This window comes from Micrococcus sp. iso_26 (genome assembly GCF_056172975.1).
Map to the genome: position 1 here is coordinate 676,848 of NZ_CM149652.1, position 17,786 is coordinate 694,633.

General features: G+C 74.6%; 17 protein-coding genes. 16 read left to right on the plus strand and 1 reads right to left on the minus strand.

Going from position 1 to position 17,786, the window contains the following annotated elements; translation table 11 throughout:
* Nucleotides 1-63: 63 nt before the first annotated feature.
* The 16 genes from dxr (at nucleotide 64) to AC0VX0_RS03210 (ending at nucleotide 16,765) form a co-directional block, all read left to right on the plus strand.
* Nucleotides 64-1,248 (plus strand): 1-deoxy-D-xylulose-5-phosphate reductoisomerase, encoded by a 1,185-nt coding sequence (dxr, locus tag AC0VX0_RS03135; protein WP_186306106.1) that lies wholly within the window; start codon nucleotides 64-66, stop codon nucleotides 1,246-1,248.
* Complete coding sequence (locus tag AC0VX0_RS03140) at nucleotides 1,245-2,612, plus strand: M50 family metallopeptidase (RefSeq protein WP_036338393.1); 1,368 nt, start codon at nucleotides 1,245-1,247, stop codon at nucleotides 2,610-2,612. The genes dxr and AC0VX0_RS03140 overlap by 4 nt, the downstream gene beginning before the upstream one ends.
* 138 nt (nucleotides 2,613-2,750) lie before the next feature.
* Nucleotides 2,751-3,902: a flavodoxin-dependent (E)-4-hydroxy-3-methylbut-2-enyl-diphosphate synthase gene (gene ispG / locus AC0VX0_RS03145; protein ID WP_036338390.1), complete on the plus strand. Its 1,152-nt coding sequence runs from the start codon at nucleotides 2,751-2,753 to the stop codon at nucleotides 3,900-3,902.
* Nucleotides 3,877-4,806: a GNAT family N-acetyltransferase gene (locus AC0VX0_RS03150; protein ID WP_144918992.1), complete on the plus strand. Its 930-nt coding sequence runs from the start codon at nucleotides 3,877-3,879 to the stop codon at nucleotides 4,804-4,806. Before ispG ends, AC0VX0_RS03150 begins: the two co-directional genes overlap by 26 nt.
* Nucleotides 4,807-4,926: 120 nt before the next feature.
* Nucleotides 4,927-6,753 (plus strand): proline--tRNA ligase, encoded by a 1,827-nt coding sequence (locus AC0VX0_RS03155; protein ID WP_144918993.1) that lies wholly within the window; start codon nucleotides 4,927-4,929, stop codon nucleotides 6,751-6,753.
* Nucleotides 6,754-6,796: 43 nt separating this feature from the next.
* On the plus strand, nucleotides 6,797-7,546 hold the full coding sequence (locus AC0VX0_RS03160; RefSeq protein WP_170747680.1) for a sulfite exporter TauE/SafE family protein: 750 nt from the start codon (nucleotides 6,797-6,799) through the stop codon (nucleotides 7,544-7,546).
* A 130-nt stretch (nucleotides 7,547-7,676) separates the two neighbouring features.
* Entirely contained in the window at nucleotides 7,677-8,264 is a 588-nt protein-coding gene (locus AC0VX0_RS03165; RefSeq protein ID WP_036314068.1) for a ribosome maturation factor RimP, read from the plus strand.
* Between the two features lies 1 nt (nucleotide 8,265).
* Nucleotides 8,266-9,252, plus strand: coding sequence for a transcription termination factor NusA (nusA, locus tag AC0VX0_RS03170; protein WP_036314069.1), 987 nt, complete (start codon nucleotides 8,266-8,268; stop codon nucleotides 9,250-9,252).
* Nucleotides 9,253-9,336: 84 nt separating this feature from the next.
* Nucleotides 9,337-9,636, plus strand: coding sequence for a YlxR family protein (locus tag AC0VX0_RS03175; protein WP_223247521.1), 300 nt, complete (start codon nucleotides 9,337-9,339; stop codon nucleotides 9,634-9,636).
* A 191-nt stretch (nucleotides 9,637-9,827) separates the two neighbouring features.
* On the plus strand, nucleotides 9,828-12,629 hold the full coding sequence (gene infB / locus AC0VX0_RS03180; RefSeq protein WP_119217434.1) for a translation initiation factor IF-2: 2,802 nt from the start codon (nucleotides 9,828-9,830) through the stop codon (nucleotides 12,627-12,629).
* A gap of 80 nt (nucleotides 12,630-12,709) precedes the next feature.
* Entirely contained in the window at nucleotides 12,710-13,162 is a 453-nt protein-coding gene (gene rbfA / locus AC0VX0_RS03185; RefSeq protein WP_036314977.1) for a 30S ribosome-binding factor RbfA, read from the plus strand.
* 13 nt (nucleotides 13,163-13,175) lie between these two features.
* Nucleotides 13,176-14,141: a tRNA pseudouridine(55) synthase TruB gene (truB, locus tag AC0VX0_RS03190; protein ID WP_078026112.1), complete on the plus strand. Its 966-nt coding sequence runs from the start codon at nucleotides 13,176-13,178 to the stop codon at nucleotides 14,139-14,141.
* Nucleotides 14,138-14,506 carry a hypothetical protein gene (locus tag AC0VX0_RS03195; protein ID WP_002855305.1) on the plus strand — a complete coding sequence of 123 codons (369 nt, stop codon included), beginning with the start codon at nucleotides 14,138-14,140 and terminating at the stop codon, nucleotides 14,504-14,506. The genes truB and AC0VX0_RS03195 overlap by 4 nt, the downstream gene beginning before the upstream one ends.
* Nucleotides 14,507-14,517: 11 nt before the next feature.
* Nucleotides 14,518-14,949, plus strand: coding sequence for a hypothetical protein (locus tag AC0VX0_RS03200; protein WP_036314984.1), 432 nt, complete (start codon nucleotides 14,518-14,520; stop codon nucleotides 14,947-14,949).
* Nucleotides 14,949-15,926, plus strand: coding sequence for a bifunctional riboflavin kinase/FAD synthetase (locus tag AC0VX0_RS03205; protein WP_041104239.1), 978 nt, complete (start codon nucleotides 14,949-14,951; stop codon nucleotides 15,924-15,926). The genes AC0VX0_RS03200 and AC0VX0_RS03205 overlap by 1 nt, the downstream gene beginning before the upstream one ends.
* Nucleotides 15,923-16,765 (plus strand): class I SAM-dependent methyltransferase, encoded by an 843-nt coding sequence (locus AC0VX0_RS03210; RefSeq protein ID WP_044658602.1) that lies wholly within the window; start codon nucleotides 15,923-15,925, stop codon nucleotides 16,763-16,765. Before AC0VX0_RS03205 ends, AC0VX0_RS03210 begins: the two co-directional genes overlap by 4 nt.
* Here the strand turns inward: AC0VX0_RS03210 and AC0VX0_RS03215 are convergent.
* Entirely contained in the window at nucleotides 16,743-17,747 is a 1,005-nt protein-coding gene (locus tag AC0VX0_RS03215; RefSeq protein ID WP_044658601.1) for a CPBP family intramembrane glutamic endopeptidase, read from the minus strand. The two genes, AC0VX0_RS03210 and AC0VX0_RS03215, sit on opposite strands and share 23 nt — an antisense overlap.
* Nucleotides 17,748-17,786 lie beyond the last annotated feature (39 nt).

Genomic DNA, 17,786 nt, shown 5'->3' on the forward strand with positions numbered 1-17,786 from the left:
ACCGACTACACGCTTCCCGCCCCCGCCCCGGCGCACGACGGCGGCGTCCCGCGCGCCGTCGCCCTGATCGGCTCCACGGGCTCGATCGGCACCCAGGGCCTCGACGTGATCGCCCAGGACCCCGCCCGGCTCCGGGCCGTCGCGCTCGCGGGCGGGGCGAACACGACCCTGCTGGCCGAGCAGGCCGTGCGCTTCGAGGTCGAGGCGGTGGGCTCCGCCGCGGCGGGGGAGGGGGAGCTGCGGGCCGCCCTCGCCGACGCCGCCGCCCGCCTCGGGCGCCCGGCCCCCCGGCCCGTGCTGTTCACCGGTCCGTGCGCCGCCGAGCAGATCGCCGCGTGGCCCGGCGCCGACACCGTGCTGAACGGGATCACGGGCTCGATCGGCCTGCGGCCCACCCTCGCCGCGCTGCACGCCGGCCACCGCCTGGCCCTGGCCAACAAGGAGTCGCTCATCGTCGGCGGGGCCCTCGTGAAGGCCGCCGCGGCACCAGGGCAGCTCGTGCCGGTGGACTCCGAGCACTCCGCGCTCGCGCAGGCGCTGCGCGGCGGCACGGCGGACGAGGTCCGCCGCCTCGTGCTCACGGCCTCGGGCGGGCCGTTCCGGGGCCTGGACCGCGCCGCCCTGCACGCGGTCACCCCCGCCCAGGCCCTCGCCCACCCCACGTGGGACATGGGCCGCGTCGTCACCACCAACTCCGCCTCCCTCGTGAACAAGGCCCTCGAGGTGATCGAGGCCCACCTGCTGTTCGACGTACCCCTGGACCGGATCGACGTCGTGGTCCACCCGCAGTCCGTCGTGCACTCGATGGTCGAGTTCGTCGACGGGTCCACGCTCGCCCAGGCCTCCCCGCCGGACATGCGCCTGCCCATCGCCCTCGGGCTGTGCTGGCCGCGCCGGCTCCCGGGCGCGGCCCCGGCCTGCGACTGGACGCGGGCGGCCACCTGGACCTTCGAGCCCCTCGACGAGGAGGCCTTCCCCGCCGTGCGGGCCGCGAAGGAGGCGGCGGCCGCCTCGCCCACCCACATGGCCGTGTTCAACGCCGCCAACGAGGAGGCGGTGGACGCCTTCCACGCCGGCGCCCTGCCCTTCGACGGGATCGTGGACACGGTCCGCGCCGTCGTCGCCGACTACGCCCCCGAGGACGTGCTCGCCGCGGCCGGCCACGACCCCGCGCCGACGGCGCTCACCGTGGACGCCGTGCTCGCCGCCGAGATCTGGGCGCGCCGTGCGGCGCGGGCCCGCTGGTGACCGTCGTGGAGATCCTCTGGTACGTCGCGGGTGTCCTCGCGGTCGCGCTGGGCCTGGCGGTCTCGATCGCCCTGCACGAGGTCGGCCACCTCGTCCCGGCCAAGCTCTTCGGCGTGCGCGTCACGCAGTACATGATCGGCTTCGGCCCGACGCTCGTCTCGTGGCGCCGCGGGGAGACGGAGTACGGGTTCAAGGCCGTCCCGCTGGGCGGCTACGTCGCGATGATCGGGATGCTGCCCCCGCCGCGGCCCGGGCAGACGCCCCGCACGGCGTCCACGGGCTTCGTCCAGCAGCTGGGCCGCATCGCCGACGACGCCCGGGCCCAGGCCGCCGAGGAGGTCCGCCCCGGCGACGAGCACCGCCGCTTCCTGGCTCTGCCGGTGTGGAAGCGCGTGGTGATCATGCTCGGCGGGCCGTTCATGAACCTGCTCATCGCCCTCGGCGTCACCGCCCTGCTGGTCACCACGGTGGGCACCTCGCAGCCGAGCACCACCGTCGCCGAGGTCTTCCGGTGCGTGGTCACGACGCAGGAGCAGCAGGCCCGCGCCGCCTCCGGCGGGACAGAGGACTGCCGCCCGGGCGATCCCGCCGGGCCCGCCCACGAGGCGGGACTGCGCCCCGGGGACACCGTGCTCGCCTTCGACGGGCAGCCGGTCTCCGACTGGGATGCCCTCTCCGCCGCGATCCGGGACCGCGCCGGACAGCCCACCCGGATCGAGTGGGAGCGCGACGGCGAGCGGATGAGCGCCACCCTGACCCCGCGCCTGACGGAACGGCCCGTGACGGACGCGCTGGGCCGGCCCGAGCGGGCCCCGGACGGGACCGTCGCGACCCACGAGGTCGGGTTCATCGGCATGGGCGCGCAGCTCGAGACGGTCCGCGGCACCCCGCTCGACGCCGGCCCGCTCGTGGCCCAGCAGGTGCGGGGCGTCGTCGACGTCGTCCTCGTGCTGCCGCAGCGGCTGTGGGACACCGCCGTCGCCGTGGTGACCCCGGCCGAGCGCGACCCGGACGGCCCGATGTCTGTGGTGGGGGTCGGCCGGATCGCCGGGGAGGCGGCGGCCCTCGAGGAGGCCACGCTGACGGACAAGGCCGCCCTGCTGCTGTCCCTGCTCGCGGGCGTGAACGTGGCGCTCATGGTGTTCAACCTCATCCCGCTGCTCCCGCTCGACGGCGGCCACGTGGCCGGCGCCCTGTGGGAGGCGGTGCGCCGCGGCTGGGCCCGGATCACGGGCCGCCCCGACCCGGGGCCGTTCGACCTGGCCCGCATGCTGCCGCTGACCTACGCGGTGGGTGGGGCGATGCTGCTCATGGGCGTCCTCCTGATCGTGGCGGACATCGTGGAGCCGGTCCGGCTGTTCTGAGCCCGGCCCGTTCGCCGTGGGCGGTCGCCCCGCGCCCCGGGGCACCCGCGCGCCTAGGATGGACCGGAGAACCCGGCGGCCCCGCACCGTCGACCCCGAGAACCCATGAGGAGCGCCCCCGTGCCCGTCAGCCTTGGAATGCCGTCCGCCCCGCCGCCCGTGCTGGCCCCGCGCCGCACCACCCGGCAGATCCAGGTGGGCTCGGTGGGCGTCGGCTCGCAGCACCCCGTCTCGGTGCAGTCGATGACCACCACCAAGACGCACGACATCGGCGCGACCCTGCAGCAGATCGCCGAGCTCACGGCCGCCGGCTGCGACATCGTCCGCGTGGCCTGCCCCACGGACAAGGACGCCGAGGCCCTCAAGGTCATCGCCCAGCAGTCCACCATCCCCGTGATCGCGGACATCCACTTCCAGCCGAAGTACGTGTTCGCGGCGATCGAGGCCGGCTGCGGCGCCGTGCGCGTGAACCCGGGCAACATCAAGAAGTTCGACGACAAGGTCAAGGAGATCGCGCAGGCCGCCTCGGACCACGGCACCTCCATCCGCATCGGCGTCAACGCCGGTTCCCTGGATCCGCGTCTGCTGAAGAAGTACGGCAAGGCCACCCCGGAGGCCCTCGTCGAGTCCGCGGTCTGGGAGGCCTCCCTCTTCGAGGAGCACGGCTTCAAGGACTTCAAGATCTCCGTCAAGCACAACGACCCGGTGATCATGGCCCGCGCCTATGAGCTGCTCGCCGAGCAGGGTGACTGGCCGCTGCACCTCGGGGTCACCGAGGCCGGCCCGGCCTTCCAGGGCACCATCAAGTCCGCCACCGCCTTCGGCTACCTGCTCGGCCAGGGCATCGGCGACACCATCCGCGTCTCCCTCTCCGCGCCGCCCGTCGAGGAGGTCAAGGTGGGCCTGCAGATCCTGCAGTCCCTGAACCTGCGCGAGCGCAAGCTCGAGATCGTCTCCTGCCCCTCGTGCGGCCGCGCCCAGGTGGACGTGTACACGCTGGCCGAGCAGGTCACCGAGGGCCTCCAGGACCTCGAGGTCCCGCTGCGGGTGGCCGTCATGGGCTGCGTCGTCAACGGGCCGGGCGAGGCCCGCGAGGCCGACCTCGGCGTCGCCTCCGGCAACGGCAAGGGCCAGATCTTCGTCAAGGGCGAGGTCATCCGCACCGTGCCCGAGGATCAGATCGTGGAGACCCTCATCGAGGAGGCCAACCGGATCGCCGGTGAGATGGACCTGGGGGAGGACGGCGGTGACCAGGCTGCCGCCGGTGCCCCGGTGGTCTCCGTCCACTGACCGGGAGGTCCGGGCCGCCACGGGAGACCGCGTCCGCCTGCTGACCGACGCGGACACTGCCGCGCTCGCGGCCCTGTCCGCCCGCGCCCCCGTGTCCAACGTGTTCGTGGACTCCCTGCTGGAGGCGGGCCGCCTGGCCGGCCCGCGCGGGGGAGCGGCGGGCACCCTGTTCCTCGGGATCGACGACGCCCGGGGCGCCGGGGGGCTGCGCGCGGCCGTCTGGATCGGCTCGAACGTGGTGCCGGTCGCCGCGTCCGAGGCCCCGGACGCGGGCTGGGCGCCGGGCGACGCGGAGGCGCTCGGCGCGGCGACCGCCGCCCTGCGCCGCCGGTACGGGTCGATCTACGGCCCGGCCGGTCCCGTGCTGGCCGCCGGCGAGGCCCTCGCCGCCGCGGGCCACCGGTCCCGGTCCGTGCGCGCCGACCAGCCGCTGCTCGTGCTGGGCACGGCCGGGGGGATCGCCTCGAACCCGCACGTGGTGCAGGCGCAGCCACACGACTTCGCGCGCGTCCTGCCGGCCAGCGCGGCGATGTTCGAGGAGGAGCTCGGCTTCTCCCCGTTCGCCGGGGGCGCGGCCCAGTACCGGGACCGGGTCGAGCGGCTGATCCACACCGGGCGCGTCTTCATCGACCCGGGCCCGCGCGACGCGGGCGGCCCGCTGCGCTTCAAGGCGGACATCGGGCTGCTCTCCTCCCGGTGCGCCCAGATCCAGGGCGTGTGGATGGCCCCCGCCGCGCGGGGCCGAGGTCTGGCGGCGTCGGCGATGGCCGCCGTCGTGGACTACGTGCGCCTCCAGGCGCCCGTGGTCAGCCTCTATGTCAACGCGTACAACACCCCCGCGCTGCGCACGTACGAGCGCGTGGGGTTCGAACGGCGCGGCACGTTCGCGACCGTCCTGTACTGACCCGGCGGACCTGCGCGGGCGATAGGATCGGCGGTCAGGACGCCGGGCACCCCCGTGCCGGCGTCGTCCCGTCCCGCGCGCCGCCCCCGACCGCGCGAGCCCGTCCGAGGAGGCCCCGTCATGCCCCTGCGCATGTCCACCCTGTTCCTGCGCACCCTGCGCGACGACCCGGCGGAGGCCGAGGTGGCGAGCCACAGGCTCCTCGTCCGTGCCGGGTACATCCGTCGCGCGGCCCCGGGCATCTACTCGTGGCTGCCGCTGGGCCTGAAGGTGCTGGCCCAGGTGGAGCGGATCGTGCGCGAGGAGATGGACGCGATCGGCGCCCAGGAGGTGCACTTCCCGGCGCTGCTGCCGCGGGAGCCCTACGAGGCCACGGGGCGCTGGGACGAGTACGGCGACGGGCTGTTCCGCCTGCAGGACCGCAGGGGCAATGACTACCTCCTGGCCCCCACGCACGAGGAGATGTTCACGCTCCTGGTGAAGGACCTGTACTCCTCGTACAAGGACCTGCCCGCGTACCTGTACCAGATCCAGACCAAGTACCGTGACGAGGCCCGCCCGCGCGCCGGCCTGCTCCGCGGGCGCGAGTTCATCATGAAGGACTCCTACTCCTTCACGGTGGACGACGCCGGCCTGGACGCCGCGTACGAGGCCCACCGGGCCGCCTACCTGCGGATCTTCGACCGCCTCGGCCTCGAGGTCGTGCCGGTGCGGGCCACCTCCGGTGCGATGGGCGGCTCCCGCTCCGAGGAGTTCCTGCACCCGACCGAGGTGGGCGAGGACACCTTCGTCGAATCCGACGGCGGCTACCGGGCCAACGTCGAGGCCGTCACCACGGTGGCCCCCGCCCCGCTGGACGAGGCCGCCATGGCGGCCCTGCCCGCCGCCGAGGTCAAGGACACCCCGGTCTCCACCACCATTGCCGCGCTCGTGGACGTCGCCAACCAGCTGGCCCCGCGCGAGGGCGAGCCGTGGACCGCCGCGGACACGCTCAAGTGCGTCGTGGTCACCGCGGTGGTGGACGGCGGTGAGCGCCGCCCGTTCGTCGTGGGCGTGCCCGGCGACCGGGAGGTGGACCTCAAGCGTCTCGAGGCCTCCGTGGGCCCGGCACTCGGCGTGGTCGGCGAGCCCACGCTCGAGGCCGCGACCGCCGCGGACCTGGCCGCGCACCCGGCCCTGGTGAAGGGCTACATCGGCCCCGCGGCCGTCGACGCGGTCGAGGGCACCCCGGTGCTCGGCGCGGAGGACTCCGTCTCGGGCCTGCCCTTCTTCGTGGACCCGCGCATCGCCCCCGGCACGGCGTGGATCACCGGCGCGAACGCGGACCAGCGCCACGTGTTCGGCCTCGTGGCCGGCCGCGACTTCACGTGGGACGGCGTGCTCGAGGCCACCGCGGTGCGTGAGGGCGACGAGGCCCCCGACGGCTCCGGCCCGCTGCACACCCGCCGCGGCATGGAGATGGGCCACATCTTCCAGCTCGGCCGCAAGTACGCCGAGGCCCTCGACCTGAAGGTCCTCGACGTCCACGGCAAGCAGGTCGTGGTGACCATGGGCTCCTACGGCATCGGCATCACGCGCGCCGTCGCCGCGATCGCCGAGCGCTACCACGACGACAAGGGCCTGGCGTGGCCGCGCGCGGTGGCCCCGGCGGACGTGCACGTCGTCGTCGCCACGAAGGGCGAGGACGGCCTCGCCGCCGCCGAGACCCTCGCCGCGGGCCTCGAGGCCGAGGGCCTGACCGTGCTCGTGGACGACCGTCCGAAGGTCAGCCCGGGCGTGAAGTTCAAGGACGCCGAGCTCATCGGCGTGCCCACCACCGTGGTGATCGGCCGCGGCCTGGCGGACGGCGAGCTCGAGCTCAAGGACCGTGCCACCGGCGAGGCGCGCCCCGTGCCCGTGGACGGGGCCGTCGCGGCGGTGCTCGCGGAGGTGCGCGACGGGCGCTGAGTGGTTCGGCGCCGTCGAGCTGACCGCCGGGCTGCTCGTCCTCGTGCTCGCCGCGGGCTTCGCGGCGGGCTGGATCGACGCCGTCGTGGGCGGGGGCGGGCTCCTGCAGCTGCCGGCCCTGCTGCTGGTGCCCGGGCTGAGCCCGATCCAGGCCCTGGCCACCAACAAGCTCGGCTCGGTGTTCGGCACGGCGACGTCGGCGCTCACCTACCGGCGGCGCCTGCGGCAGGATCTGTCCACCGCACTGCCGATGGCCGCCGTCGCCTTCGCGGCGGCCCTGGGCGGGGCCGTGGTCGCCGCGCATCTGCCGGCCGGCGTGATCCGGCCCGTGATCCTGGTGGCGTTGATCGCCGTCGCCGTGTTCACGGCCGTGCGCCCTGGCCTCGGGCAGGTCGCCGGCGTGGGACCGCGGCGGAGCACCGCGCTGGCCCGCGCCGTGGCGCTCGGCGCGGCGGTGGGCTTCTACGACGGGGTCCTCGGCCCCGGCACGGGCACGTTCCTCATCCTGGGGCTGGTCCTGCTGCTCAAGTTCGACTTCCTGCACGCCTCGGCACAGGCGAAGGTGGTCAACCTCGCGACCAACCTCGGCGCGCTCGCGTACTTCGTGCCCTCGGGGCACGCGGTGCTGGGCCTGGGGCTGCTGCTCGGCGTGGCCAACCTGGTGGGCGGCTACGTGGGGGCCCGCATGGCGATCGCCCGCGGCACCGGCTTCATCCGCGTGGTGTACCTCACGGTGGTGACCGCGCTCATCGTCAAGGTCGGCGCGGACACCCTCGCCCCGCTGCTGGGCTGACCGCGGCCCGTCCGACCCGGCCGGGAGCACTCGGCCCCGCCGTGGGCCGCCGGTAGGCTCGGCCCCGGATCCCGACCCCGGCCCCCGCCCGCGTGACGCGGCGGCCCCGACCCGACGAGTGAGGCACCCCATGGACAGCACCGACCGCCGCGACGACCTCGCCGAGCTGCGCACCCGCGTCGAGGAGGCCCTGGCGGCCGACGACGTGGTGGTGGAGCAGGTGCGTGCCACGGGCACCGCCGAGCACCGCACCGTCGAGGTGGTCCTCGATCGCGCCTCGGGCACCCAGGGCCTGAGCCTGGACGACGTCGCCCGCCTCTCCGGCCGGGTCTCCGCCGCCCTCGACGCCCTGGGCGACCACGTGCCCGGCGTCGGCGCGGGGGAGTACCTGCTGGAGGTCACCACCGCGGGCGTGGACCGCCCGCTCACCGAGCCCCGCCACTTCGCCCGCAACGTCGGCCGTCTCGTCGAGGTCTCGGTCGACGGCGCCGCGCCCGTGACCGCCCGCCTGAAGGACGTGACGGACGACGACGTCGAGCTGGCCGTGGTGCGCCCGCCCGCGAAGAAGGGCATGAAGGCCAAGGAGCTGCCCGCCGAGCGGGTCGCCCTCGACCGCCTCGGTCCGGCGATCGTGCAGGTAGAGTGGAGCCCCGCTCAGCAGGCCGGCGACGCCGACGCCGCCGCGGGCGAGGACACGGCCGAGCACACGGAGGCATGAGTTGGACATCGACATGAGCGCGCTGCGCATGCTGGAGGCGGAGCGGGAGATCCCGATGGACCGCCTCATCCCCACCATCGAGCAGGCCCTGCTCATGGCGTACCACCGCACCCCGGGGGCCCTGAAGCGCGCCCGCGTGGAGATCGACCGCGCGACCGGCCACGTCACCGTGTGGGCCACGGAGCTGGACGAGGACGACACGCCCATCGGCGAGTTCGACGACACCCCGAACGGCTTCGGCCGGGTGGCCGCCTCCACGGCGCGCCAGGTGATGATCCAGCGCATGCGCGAGGAGGACGACGACAAGGTCCTCGGCGAGTTCAAGGACAAGGAGGGCGAGCTCGTCTCCGGCGTCATCCAGCAGGGCCTGAACCGCCACATGGTCCAGGTGAACCTCGGCACCCTCGAGGCCGTCCTCCCGCCGCCCGAGCAGGTGCCCGGCGAGGACTACGCCCACGGCCGCCGGATCCGCGCCTACGTGGTCTCCGCGACGCGCGGCGCCAAGGGCCCGTCCGTCACGGTGTCCCGCTCGCACCCCGGCCTCGTGCGCAAGCTCTTCGAGCTCGAGGTCCCGGAGATCGCGGACGGCTCGGTCGAGATCACGGCGCTGGCCCGCGAGGCCGGCCACCGCACCAAGATGGCCGTGCGCGCCACCCGCCCCGGGGTGAACGCCAAGGGCGCCTCCATCGGGGAGATGGGCAGCCGCGTGCGCGCCGTCATGACGGAGCTCAACGACGAGAAGATCGACATCGTCGACCACGTGGACGACCCCGCCGCGATGATCGCCAACGCCCTCTCGCCCGCCACGACCGTCTCGGTGGAGATCCTCGACGCGGACCAGCACTCGGCCCGCGCCGTGGTGCCGGAGTACCAGCTGTCCCTGGCCATCGGCAAGGAGGGCCAGAACGCCCGCCTCGCGGCCAAGCTCACGGGCTGGCGGATCGACATCGTCGGCGACGGGGTCACCACCTCCGCCCCGGGCCGCTGACCGTCCCCGGGAACAGATCCGGGCCCGGACGCGCTAGGATGGATGAGGTCCTTTCTCGATCCGACGCCCGTGAGGGGTGAACGCATGACGTCTCGGACGGTCGTGCGCACCTGCATCGGATGCCGATCGAGGGCGGACCAGCAAGAGCTGGTGCGCGTCGCCCTGGACTCCTCGACGGAACCCCCATCCGTCGTCTGGGACCCGGAACGACGCCGTCCCGGCCGGGGTGCGTGGCTGCATCCCGGCGAGGACTGCCTCCTCCTCGCCCTGCGCCGCCGCGCGTTCGGGCGGGCCTTCCGGTCCGCCGTCGACGCCGACGCGCTGGGCCGCACCGCGGAGGCACCGGCTGACAGACCGACAGATGAAGGCGGGTCAGAGATCTGATGCGTACCCGATGAGCACTGAAGCATGAGTGCCCAGCGATGAACTTCACCCCCTGCTATCAGGCAGGCCGTGGTGCGCGTGCCCTGGTGGCGCGCGCGACGGCCTGGAGCAACGTCAACGGTCCCAGGACGCGCTGAGACGGACAGCCCGAGCGGCTCCGTTCCGGCCCGTGGGGCCAGAACAGGAGAACCGTGGCCAAGGTCCGCGTCCATGAGCTCGCCAAGGAGCTCGGCATCACCTCGAAGGAGGCCTTGAGCACGCTCAAGGACCTCGGCGAGTTCGTCAGCTCGGCTTCGTCCACCATCGAGCCCCCGGTGGTCAAGAAGCTGCGCAACGCCTACCCGGGTGCCGGCAAGTCCGCCGCCAAGCCCGGTTCCACGCCCGCCGCCCCGGGCCGTTCCGCCGCGCCGAAGCCGGCGGCCGCCCCGTCGCCGCGCGCCGCGGCCCCCACGTCGAATGCCGGCGCCCCGGCGCCCGGTCCCGCCGCGGGCCGCACCGCCGCGCCCAAGCCGGGCGCCGCCCCGACCCCCGGCCCCGCCGCACCGACGCCGGCCGCCCCGGCCGAGCCGAAGGCCCCGCAGCCGCCGGCCACGCCGGGGTCGGCCGCGCCGAAGCCGGGCGCCGCCGCGCCCAAGCCGGGTGCCTCCGCGCCCAAGCCGGGCGCCCCGCGTCCCGGCAACAACCCGTTCAGCCCCAAGGGCGGCTCCGCCGGGCCTCGCCCGGGCGCCCGCCCGGGCGGCCGTGGCGGTGCTCCGCGTCCGGGCAACAACCCGTTCGCCCCCTCGCAGGGCATGCGCTCCGGTCGTGAGGACCGCGCGCCTCGTCCGGGCGGCCCCCGTCCGCCGGCCGGTGCCGGCGGTCCCCGTCCGGGCGGTCCGCGCCCGGCCGCGGGCGCCGGCGGTCCCCGCCCCGGTGGGCCGCGTCCGAACCCGGGCATGATGCCCAAGCAGATCACCCCGGCCCCGCAGCCGGCCCGCGGCCGTGGCCGTCCGGGCGGCGGCCCCGGTGGCGGTCCGGGTCGTCCCGGCGGCCCGGGCGGCCGTGGCGGTCGCGGCAACGCCCAGGGCGCCTTCGGGCGCGGCGGCGGCCCGCGCAAGGGACGCAAGTCGAAGCGCGCGAAGCGCCAGGAGTTCGAGCAGCAGCACACGCGTGAGATCGGCGGCGTCAAGGTCCCCAAGGGTGACGGCACCACCGTCCTGCGTCTGCGCCGCGGCGCGTCCCTGGCCGACTTCGCCGAGAAGATCCGCGCCGACGTCGCCGACCTGGTGAAGGTGCTCTTCACCCTCGGCGAGATGGCCTCGGCCAACCAGTCCCTCGACGAGGAGACCTTCCAGCTGCTCGGCGACGAGCTGGGCTACAAGGTCCAGATCGTGTCCCCGGAGGACGAGGACAAGGAGCTGCTGGAGGCCTTCGACATCGACCTCGAGGCCGAGGCGGCCAACGAGGACGAGGCCGACCTCGAGCCGCGCCCCGCGGTCGTCACCGTCATGGGCCACGTGGACCACGGCAAGACGCGTCTGCTGGACGCCATCCGCTCCTCGAACGTCATCGAGGGCGAGGCCGGCGGCATCACGCAGCACATCGGCGCCTACCAGGTGCCCGTGGAGCACGAGGGCGAGCAGCGTCGCCTCACCTTCATCGACACCCCGGGTCACGAGGCGTTCACCGCCATGCGTGCCCGCGGTGCGAAGGTCACCGACATCGCCGTGCTGGTGGTGGCGGCCGACGACGGCGTCATGCCGCAGACCGTCGAGGCGCTCAACCACGCCCAGTCGGCCGGCGTGCCGATCGTGGTGGCGGTCAACAAGATCGACAAGGACACCGCCGCCCCGGACAAGATCCGCGGTCAGCTCACCGAGTACGGCCTCGTGCCCGAGGAGTACGGCGGCGACACGATGTTCGTGGACGTCTCCGCGCGCAACAACATCAACATCGACCAGCTGCTCGAGGCGATCCTGCTCACCGCGGACGCCGCCCTCGAGCTCACGGCGAACCCGCACAAGGCCGCCCGCGGCGTGGCCATCGAGGCCAACCTCGACAAGGGCCGCGGCGCCGTCGTCACCGTGCTGGTGCAGACCGGCACGCTGCGCGTGGGCGACACCATGGTGGTGGGCTCCGCCCACGGCCGTGTGCGCGCCATGTTCGACGAGAACGGCAACGCCGTGGAGGCGGCCGATCCGTCGCGTCCCGTCCAGGTGCTCGGCCTGTCCACGGTGCCGCGTGCCGGCGACTCGTTCCTCGTCACCGACGACGAGCGCACCGCCCGCCAGATCGCGGAGAAGCGCGAGGCCGCGGACCGCAACGCCCAGCTGGCCAAGCGCCGCAAGCGCATCACCCTGGAGGACTTCGACCAGGCCGTGGCCGAGGGCAAGCTGGACACGCTCAACCTCATCATCAAGGGCGACGCGTCCGGTGCCGTCGAGGCGCTCGAGGACTCGCTGCTCAAGATCGAGGTCGGCGAGGACGAGGTGCAGCTGCGCGTCATCCACCGCGGCGTCGGCGCCATCACGCAGAATGACGTGAACCTGGCGACCGTGGACAACGCCATCATCATCGGCTTCAACGTGCGCCCCGCCGAGCGGGTCGCCGACCTGGCCGACCGCGAGGGCGTGGACATGCGCTTCTACAGCGTGATCTACGACGCGATCGACGACATCGAGAACGCGCTCAAGGGCATGCTGAAGCCGGAGTACGAGGAGGTCGAGCTCGGCTCGGCCGAGGTCCGCGAGGTGTTCCGCTCCTCCAAGTGGGGCAACATCGCCGGTTCGCTCGTGCGCTCGGGCCTCATCCGCCGCAACGCCCAGGCCCGCCTGGTGCGCGACGGCGTGGTGGTCTCCGATCACCTCAAGATCGAGTCGCTGCGCCGCTTCAAAGACGACGCCACGGAGGTCCGCGAGGGCTACGAGTGCGGCATCGGCCTGGGCAGCTTCAACGACATCAAGGAGGGCGACGTGATCGAGACCTTCGAGATGCAGGAGAAGCCGCGCGTCTGACGGCCGGGGCGGGGGCCCGCACGGGCCCCCGCCTTCCGCGTCCCACCCTCTGAACCATCACCACCGGAAGGAACCGCACCATGGCCGATCCGGCACGCGCCGGCCGCCTGGCCCAGCGCATCAAGGTCCTCGTGGCCGAGGCGCTGCGCCGCGGCGTCAAGGACGATCGCGTGGAGCCCGTCACCGTGACGGAGGTCCGCGTGACCAACGACCTGCAGCACGCCACCGTCTACTACACCGTCCTGGGCGACGAGGCCACGGTGGCCGCCGCCCACGAGGGCATCCAGGACAACCGCGGCATCCTGCGCCGCGAGGTGGGCCGCGGGCTCACCATCCGCCTGGTGCCCACCCTCGAGTTCGTGGCGGACACCGTCCCCGAGGCGGCCGCACACCTGGAGGACGTCCTCCGCGCGGCCAAGGAGCGGGACGCCGAGCTGGCGAAGGCGCGCGAGGGCGCGTCGTACGCCGGTGACGCGGACCCGTACCGCACCGCGGAGCCGGACGCCGACGCCGACGACGCCCCGCGCGCCTGAGGCCCGCGGCACGGTGAGCGCACGCAGCACCGGGGGACAGGCCCCCGACGCGCCGGGAACGGAGGCGTCGGGGGTCGTCCTCGTGGACAAGCCGCAGGGGTGGACCTCGCACGACGTCGTCGGGCGGGTCCGCCGGCTGGCGGGCACCCGCAAGGTGGGCCACGCCGGCACCCTGGACCCCATGGCCACGGGCCTGCTCGTGGTCGGCGTCAACAAGGCCACGCGCCTGCTGACCGCCATCACGGGCACGGACAAGACGTACACGGCCACGATCCGGCTCGGGCAGTCGACCGTCACGGACGACGCGGAGGGCGAGGTCGTGCAGACCCGGCTGGCCAACGCCGTCACGCCCGAGCGCGTGGCCGAGCAGGTCGCCGCCCTCACGGGCGAGATCCTGCAGGCGCCCTCGGCCGTCTCCGCCGTCAAGGTGGCGGGCCGGCGCGCCTACGATCGCGTCCGCGCGGGAGAGGACGTCACCCTCGACGCCCGCCCCGTCACCGTGCACGAGTTCACGGTGCACGAGCTGCGCCGGCTCGACGGCGGCCGGCTGGTCGACCTCGACGTCACCGTGCGCTGCTCGTCCGGGACCTACATCCGGGCGCTCGCCCGCGACCTGGGCGAGGCCCTCGAGACCGGCGGGCACCTCACGGCGCTGCGCCGCACCGCCGTCGGCCCGTTCGACGTGGCCGACGCGCTCTCGCTCGAGGCCCTCGCGGAGCGGTTCGCGATGACCGAGCTCTCCGAGGCCGCCGCCGGGCTCTTCCCGGTGCGCGAGCTGACGGAGCACGAGGCCCACGAGCTCGCCTTCGGGCGGGTCGTGGCGCCCACCGGCACGGGTGAGACGCTCGTCGCCGGGCGCGCGCCGGACGGCCGCGTCATCGCCCTCGTCTCCGACGTGCGCCGCCGCGGCGCCGACGTCGCCAAGCCCCAGCTCGTGTTCGCCCCGGCCGAGGGGCCGGGACAGGGAAGGACCGCATGATCCTCGACGCCTGGTTCTGGACGGGACTGGTGATCGGTGCCGTCTCGTTCGTCGTCTGCGTGGTGATGACGGCGATCCGCCGCCACCCCGCGGACGCCTCGATCCTCTCGGTGGCCGCCGTCGAGCTGTTCACGCTCGTCTATGCGGCGGCCGCCGCCGTCCGCCAGCTCGGCGGGGACACCCTGAACGGCCCCGGCTGGGAGTTCTGGGGCTACATCCTCACCGCCCTGATCGTGCCGGTGATCGCCGTGGGCTGGGCCGTCACGGACAAGACCCGGTGGTCCAACCTCGTGCTGGCCGTGGTCGGGCCCACGATCGCCGTGATGCTGCACCGCATGCAGGTCATCTGGTTCGGGCAGTGGTGAGGAGGATGGACATGGCACCCAGCGACGGCGCCCCCGCGCGCAACCAGGGTCTCGGCCGGATCATCGTCATGGTCTACGCGGTGTTCGCCCTCTCGGCGAGCGCGCGCAGCCTCTTCCAGATCCTCACGCAGTTCGACGCCGCCCCCGTGGCGTACACGCTCTCCGCGGTCGCGGCGGTCGTGTACATCGTGGCGACGTTCGCGCTCGCCCGCTCCGGCGCGCGCGCCTGGGCCGTGGCGCTGGGCGCCGTGCTCGTGGAGCTGGCCGGCGTGGTGGGCGTGGGCCTGTGGACCGTCCTGGATCCGGGGATGTTCGCCCACGACACCGTGTGGTCCCGGTTCGGCGCGGGCTACGGCTACGTGCCGCTCGTGCTGCCGGTGGTCGGCCTGATCTGGCTGCTGACGCACCGCCCCGCCCGCCCGGCCGAGGCGGGGGCGCTCTGATGCGGGTCTGGAACAGCCTGGACGAGGTCCCCACGGACCTGCCGCGCACCGTGGTCACCCTGGGCAACTTCGACGGCGTGCACCGCGGCCACCGGGAGGTGCTGCGCCGGGTCGTCGAGCTGGCGCGGGCCCGCGACGCCCTGGCCGTGGCCGTGACCTTCACCCCGCACCCGCGCGCCGTGCACCATCCCGAGGTGCCCCACGTGGACATCATCAGCCCCGAGCAGCGGGTCGTCCTCCTGGACGAGGCGGGTCTGGACGCGGTGCTCCTGCAGCGCTACACCCTCGAGTTCGCGGACCAGTCCCCGGAGGAGTTCGTCCGCGGCATGCTCGTGCACGGGCTGCACGCCGCCGTCGTGGTCGTGGGGCACGACGTGCGCTTCGGCCGGGGCAACACCGGCGACGTCGCGGAGATGGTGCGCCTGGGGGCCCGCTACGGCTTCGAGGTCGAGGCCGTCGAGGAGTTCCCCGCCGAACACGGGGCCGAGCCGGAGCGCCGCTGCTCCTCGACCTGGGTGCGGGAGGCCCTGGCCGCGGGCGACGTCGCCCAGGCCGCGGCCGTGCTCGGCCGGCACCACGTGCTCGCCGGCGAGGTGGTGCACGGGTTCGCGCGCGGCCGCGAGCTCGGCTTCCCCACGGCGAACCTCGAGACGGATGTGCAGGGCATGATCCCGGCCGACGGCGTCTACGCCGGCTGGGTGCACGACGCGCACGGCGGGGTGTGGCCGGCCGCGATCTCCATCGGCTCGAACCCCACGTTCGAGGACGTCTCCCGCGTGGTGGAGGCACACGTGATCGACCGCCACGACGAGCGGGTGGAGGACTTCGACCTGTACGGCCAGCACATCGAGGTGGAGTTCGTGGCCCGGCTGCGCGGGATGGTCGCCTACGAGGGCGTCGAGAAGCTCGTGGCGCAGATCACGCAGGACGTGGACGAGGCCCGGGCGATCCTGGCCACGACCCCCTCCGACCGGTGAGCGCCCCGGAGCCGGGCGCTCCCCCCGCTGTGCCGAACCTGCCGGGGCGCCCGGCCCGGGCCCGTCGGGCCGGGCCCAACCCCTTCGAGACCGGCGGGGAGCACTACGACGCCGTCCGCCCCTCCTACCCGGCCGCCGCGGTGGACCGCGTCCTGGCGGGCACCGCCGACGGCGCGGACGTGGTGGAGCTCGGGGCCGGGACGGGACTGTTCACCCGGCTGCTCGCGGCCCGCCCGGCGGACCGGGTGCGGACGGTGACGGCCCTCGAGCCGTCGGCGTCGATGCGCGCCGTCCTGGAACGCGAGGTCGCGGCCGGCACGGGCGGGCGGGTGCGCGCCGTGCCGGGCACGGGCGAGGCCACGGGCCTGCCGGCGGCGAGCGCCGACGTCGTGGTGGCGGCCCAGGCATGGCACTGGATGGACCCGGCCGCGGCGAGCGCGGAGGCCGCACGGGTGCTGCGCCCGGGCGGGCGCCTGGCCGCGGTGTGGAACCAGCTCGACACGGCGGTGCCGTGGGTGCACCGTCTCACCCGGATCATGCACGCCGGGGACGTGCACGCCGCCCGGCCGGAGCAGCGCCGGTTCGCCGCCCCGTTCGGGGCGGAGGAGCACGCGCGCTGGGCGTGGACGCAGCCCATGACCGCGGCGGGGCTGCACGGGCTCATGGCCTCGCGCTCGTACTGGCTACGCGCGGACGAGCGGATCCGGTCCCGGATGACGGCCAACCTCGACTGGTACCTGCACGAGCACCTGGGCCATGCGGCGGACGCGGTCCTGCAGGTGCCCTACGTGACGGTGGCCTGGTGGGCGGCGCCGGTCAGGGGCGGGCGCCCACGGTGACCGGGACCGTCCGGGCGATCCCGGCCCGCCGCGCCTGCCAGAGCAGCAGCGCCGTGGCCACCGCGACCACCGCCACCGAGAGCAGCGTGGCCGCCGGGGAGCCGGCGGTCTCCGCGCCCACGTAGCTGTCCTCGACGGTGCCCACGAGCGTGCCGACGGCGATGATCACCACGTTGTTGACCACGTGGAGGGCGACGGCGGCCTCGAGCCCGCCCGTGCGCCACGTGAGCAGGACGGCGGCGACGGCGAACGCGGCGAGGTCCAGCAGGATCCACGGGTCGAGCGAGCCGTGGGCGAGCGAGAAGGTCGCCGCCGAGAGCACCGCGGTGACCGCGGCGGCCACGACCGGCCGGCGGATCCACGTGCCGACGGCCAGCAGCAGCCACCCGCGGAACAGGTACTCCTCGCCCGCGGCCTGGAACGGGGTGAGCACGAACGCCATGACGAGCAGCCAGACCCAGTCCTGCGCGCGCGGGGCCGTGGGGGCGCCGTCGAGGGCCCACGCGCCCAGCACGTAGGCGAGGAACAGCGGCGTCAGCACGACGACGCAGCGCGCCAGCCAGCGCCAGCGCACGCGGCCCTCGACCGAGTGGACGAAGCGGGCGGCGACGGGGTGGCCCAGCGCCACGGCCAGCAGCGCGACCCCGATCAGCGCGGCGAGCAGGAGGTTGTTCAGCAGCACCATGGGCGCGGAGTACAGGTCGAGGTCGGTCACGTCCGTCGGGTCGGCCGCGCCGAGCAGCGCGGGCCCGGACGTGGCGATCAGGGCGAGAGCGCCCAGCACGCCCCCCAGCACGAGGAGGCCCACCAGGCCGGCCAGCACGAGGCCGAAGGACGCGAGCGGGTTCCACCATCGGGCCCGCGGCGTGCGCAGCAGCGCGGGGTAGCCGTGGCCGATCAGCGGCAGATCCAGGGGCGGCGCGGGCGGCCGGAGGGGGAACGACGACGGGGCCGGGGAGTGGGGGACCGGTGGGGTGCTCACCGGGCCAGGGTAGGCGATGCGGTAGACTCGACCCTCGGC

Bases quoted from the DNA above. Each gene is read 5' to 3' on its own strand.
- AC0VX0_RS03155 (WP_144918993.1), top strand. From the start codon at position 4,927: ATGCCCCTGCGCATGTCCACCCTGTTCCTGCGCACCCTGCGCGACGAC.
- AC0VX0_RS03165 (WP_036314068.1), top strand. From the start codon at position 7,677: ATGGACAGCACCGACCGCCGCGACGACCTCGCCGAGCTGCGCACCCGC.
- AC0VX0_RS03195 (WP_002855305.1), top strand. From the start codon at position 14,138: ATGATCCTCGACGCCTGGTTCTGGACGGGACTGGTGATCGGTGCCGTC.
- ispG (WP_036338390.1), top strand. From the start codon at position 2,751: ATGCCGTCCGCCCCGCCGCCCGTGCTGGCCCCGCGCCGCACCACCCGG.
- AC0VX0_RS03175 (WP_223247521.1), top strand. From the start codon at position 9,337: ATGACGTCTCGGACGGTCGTGCGCACCTGCATCGGATGCCGATCGAGG.
- AC0VX0_RS03200 (WP_036314984.1), top strand. From the start codon at position 14,518: ATGGCACCCAGCGACGGCGCCCCCGCGCGCAACCAGGGTCTCGGCCGG.
- rbfA (WP_036314977.1), top strand. From the start codon at position 12,710: ATGGCCGATCCGGCACGCGCCGGCCGCCTGGCCCAGCGCATCAAGGTC.
- AC0VX0_RS03205 (WP_041104239.1), top strand. From the start codon at position 14,949: ATGCGGGTCTGGAACAGCCTGGACGAGGTCCCCACGGACCTGCCGCGC.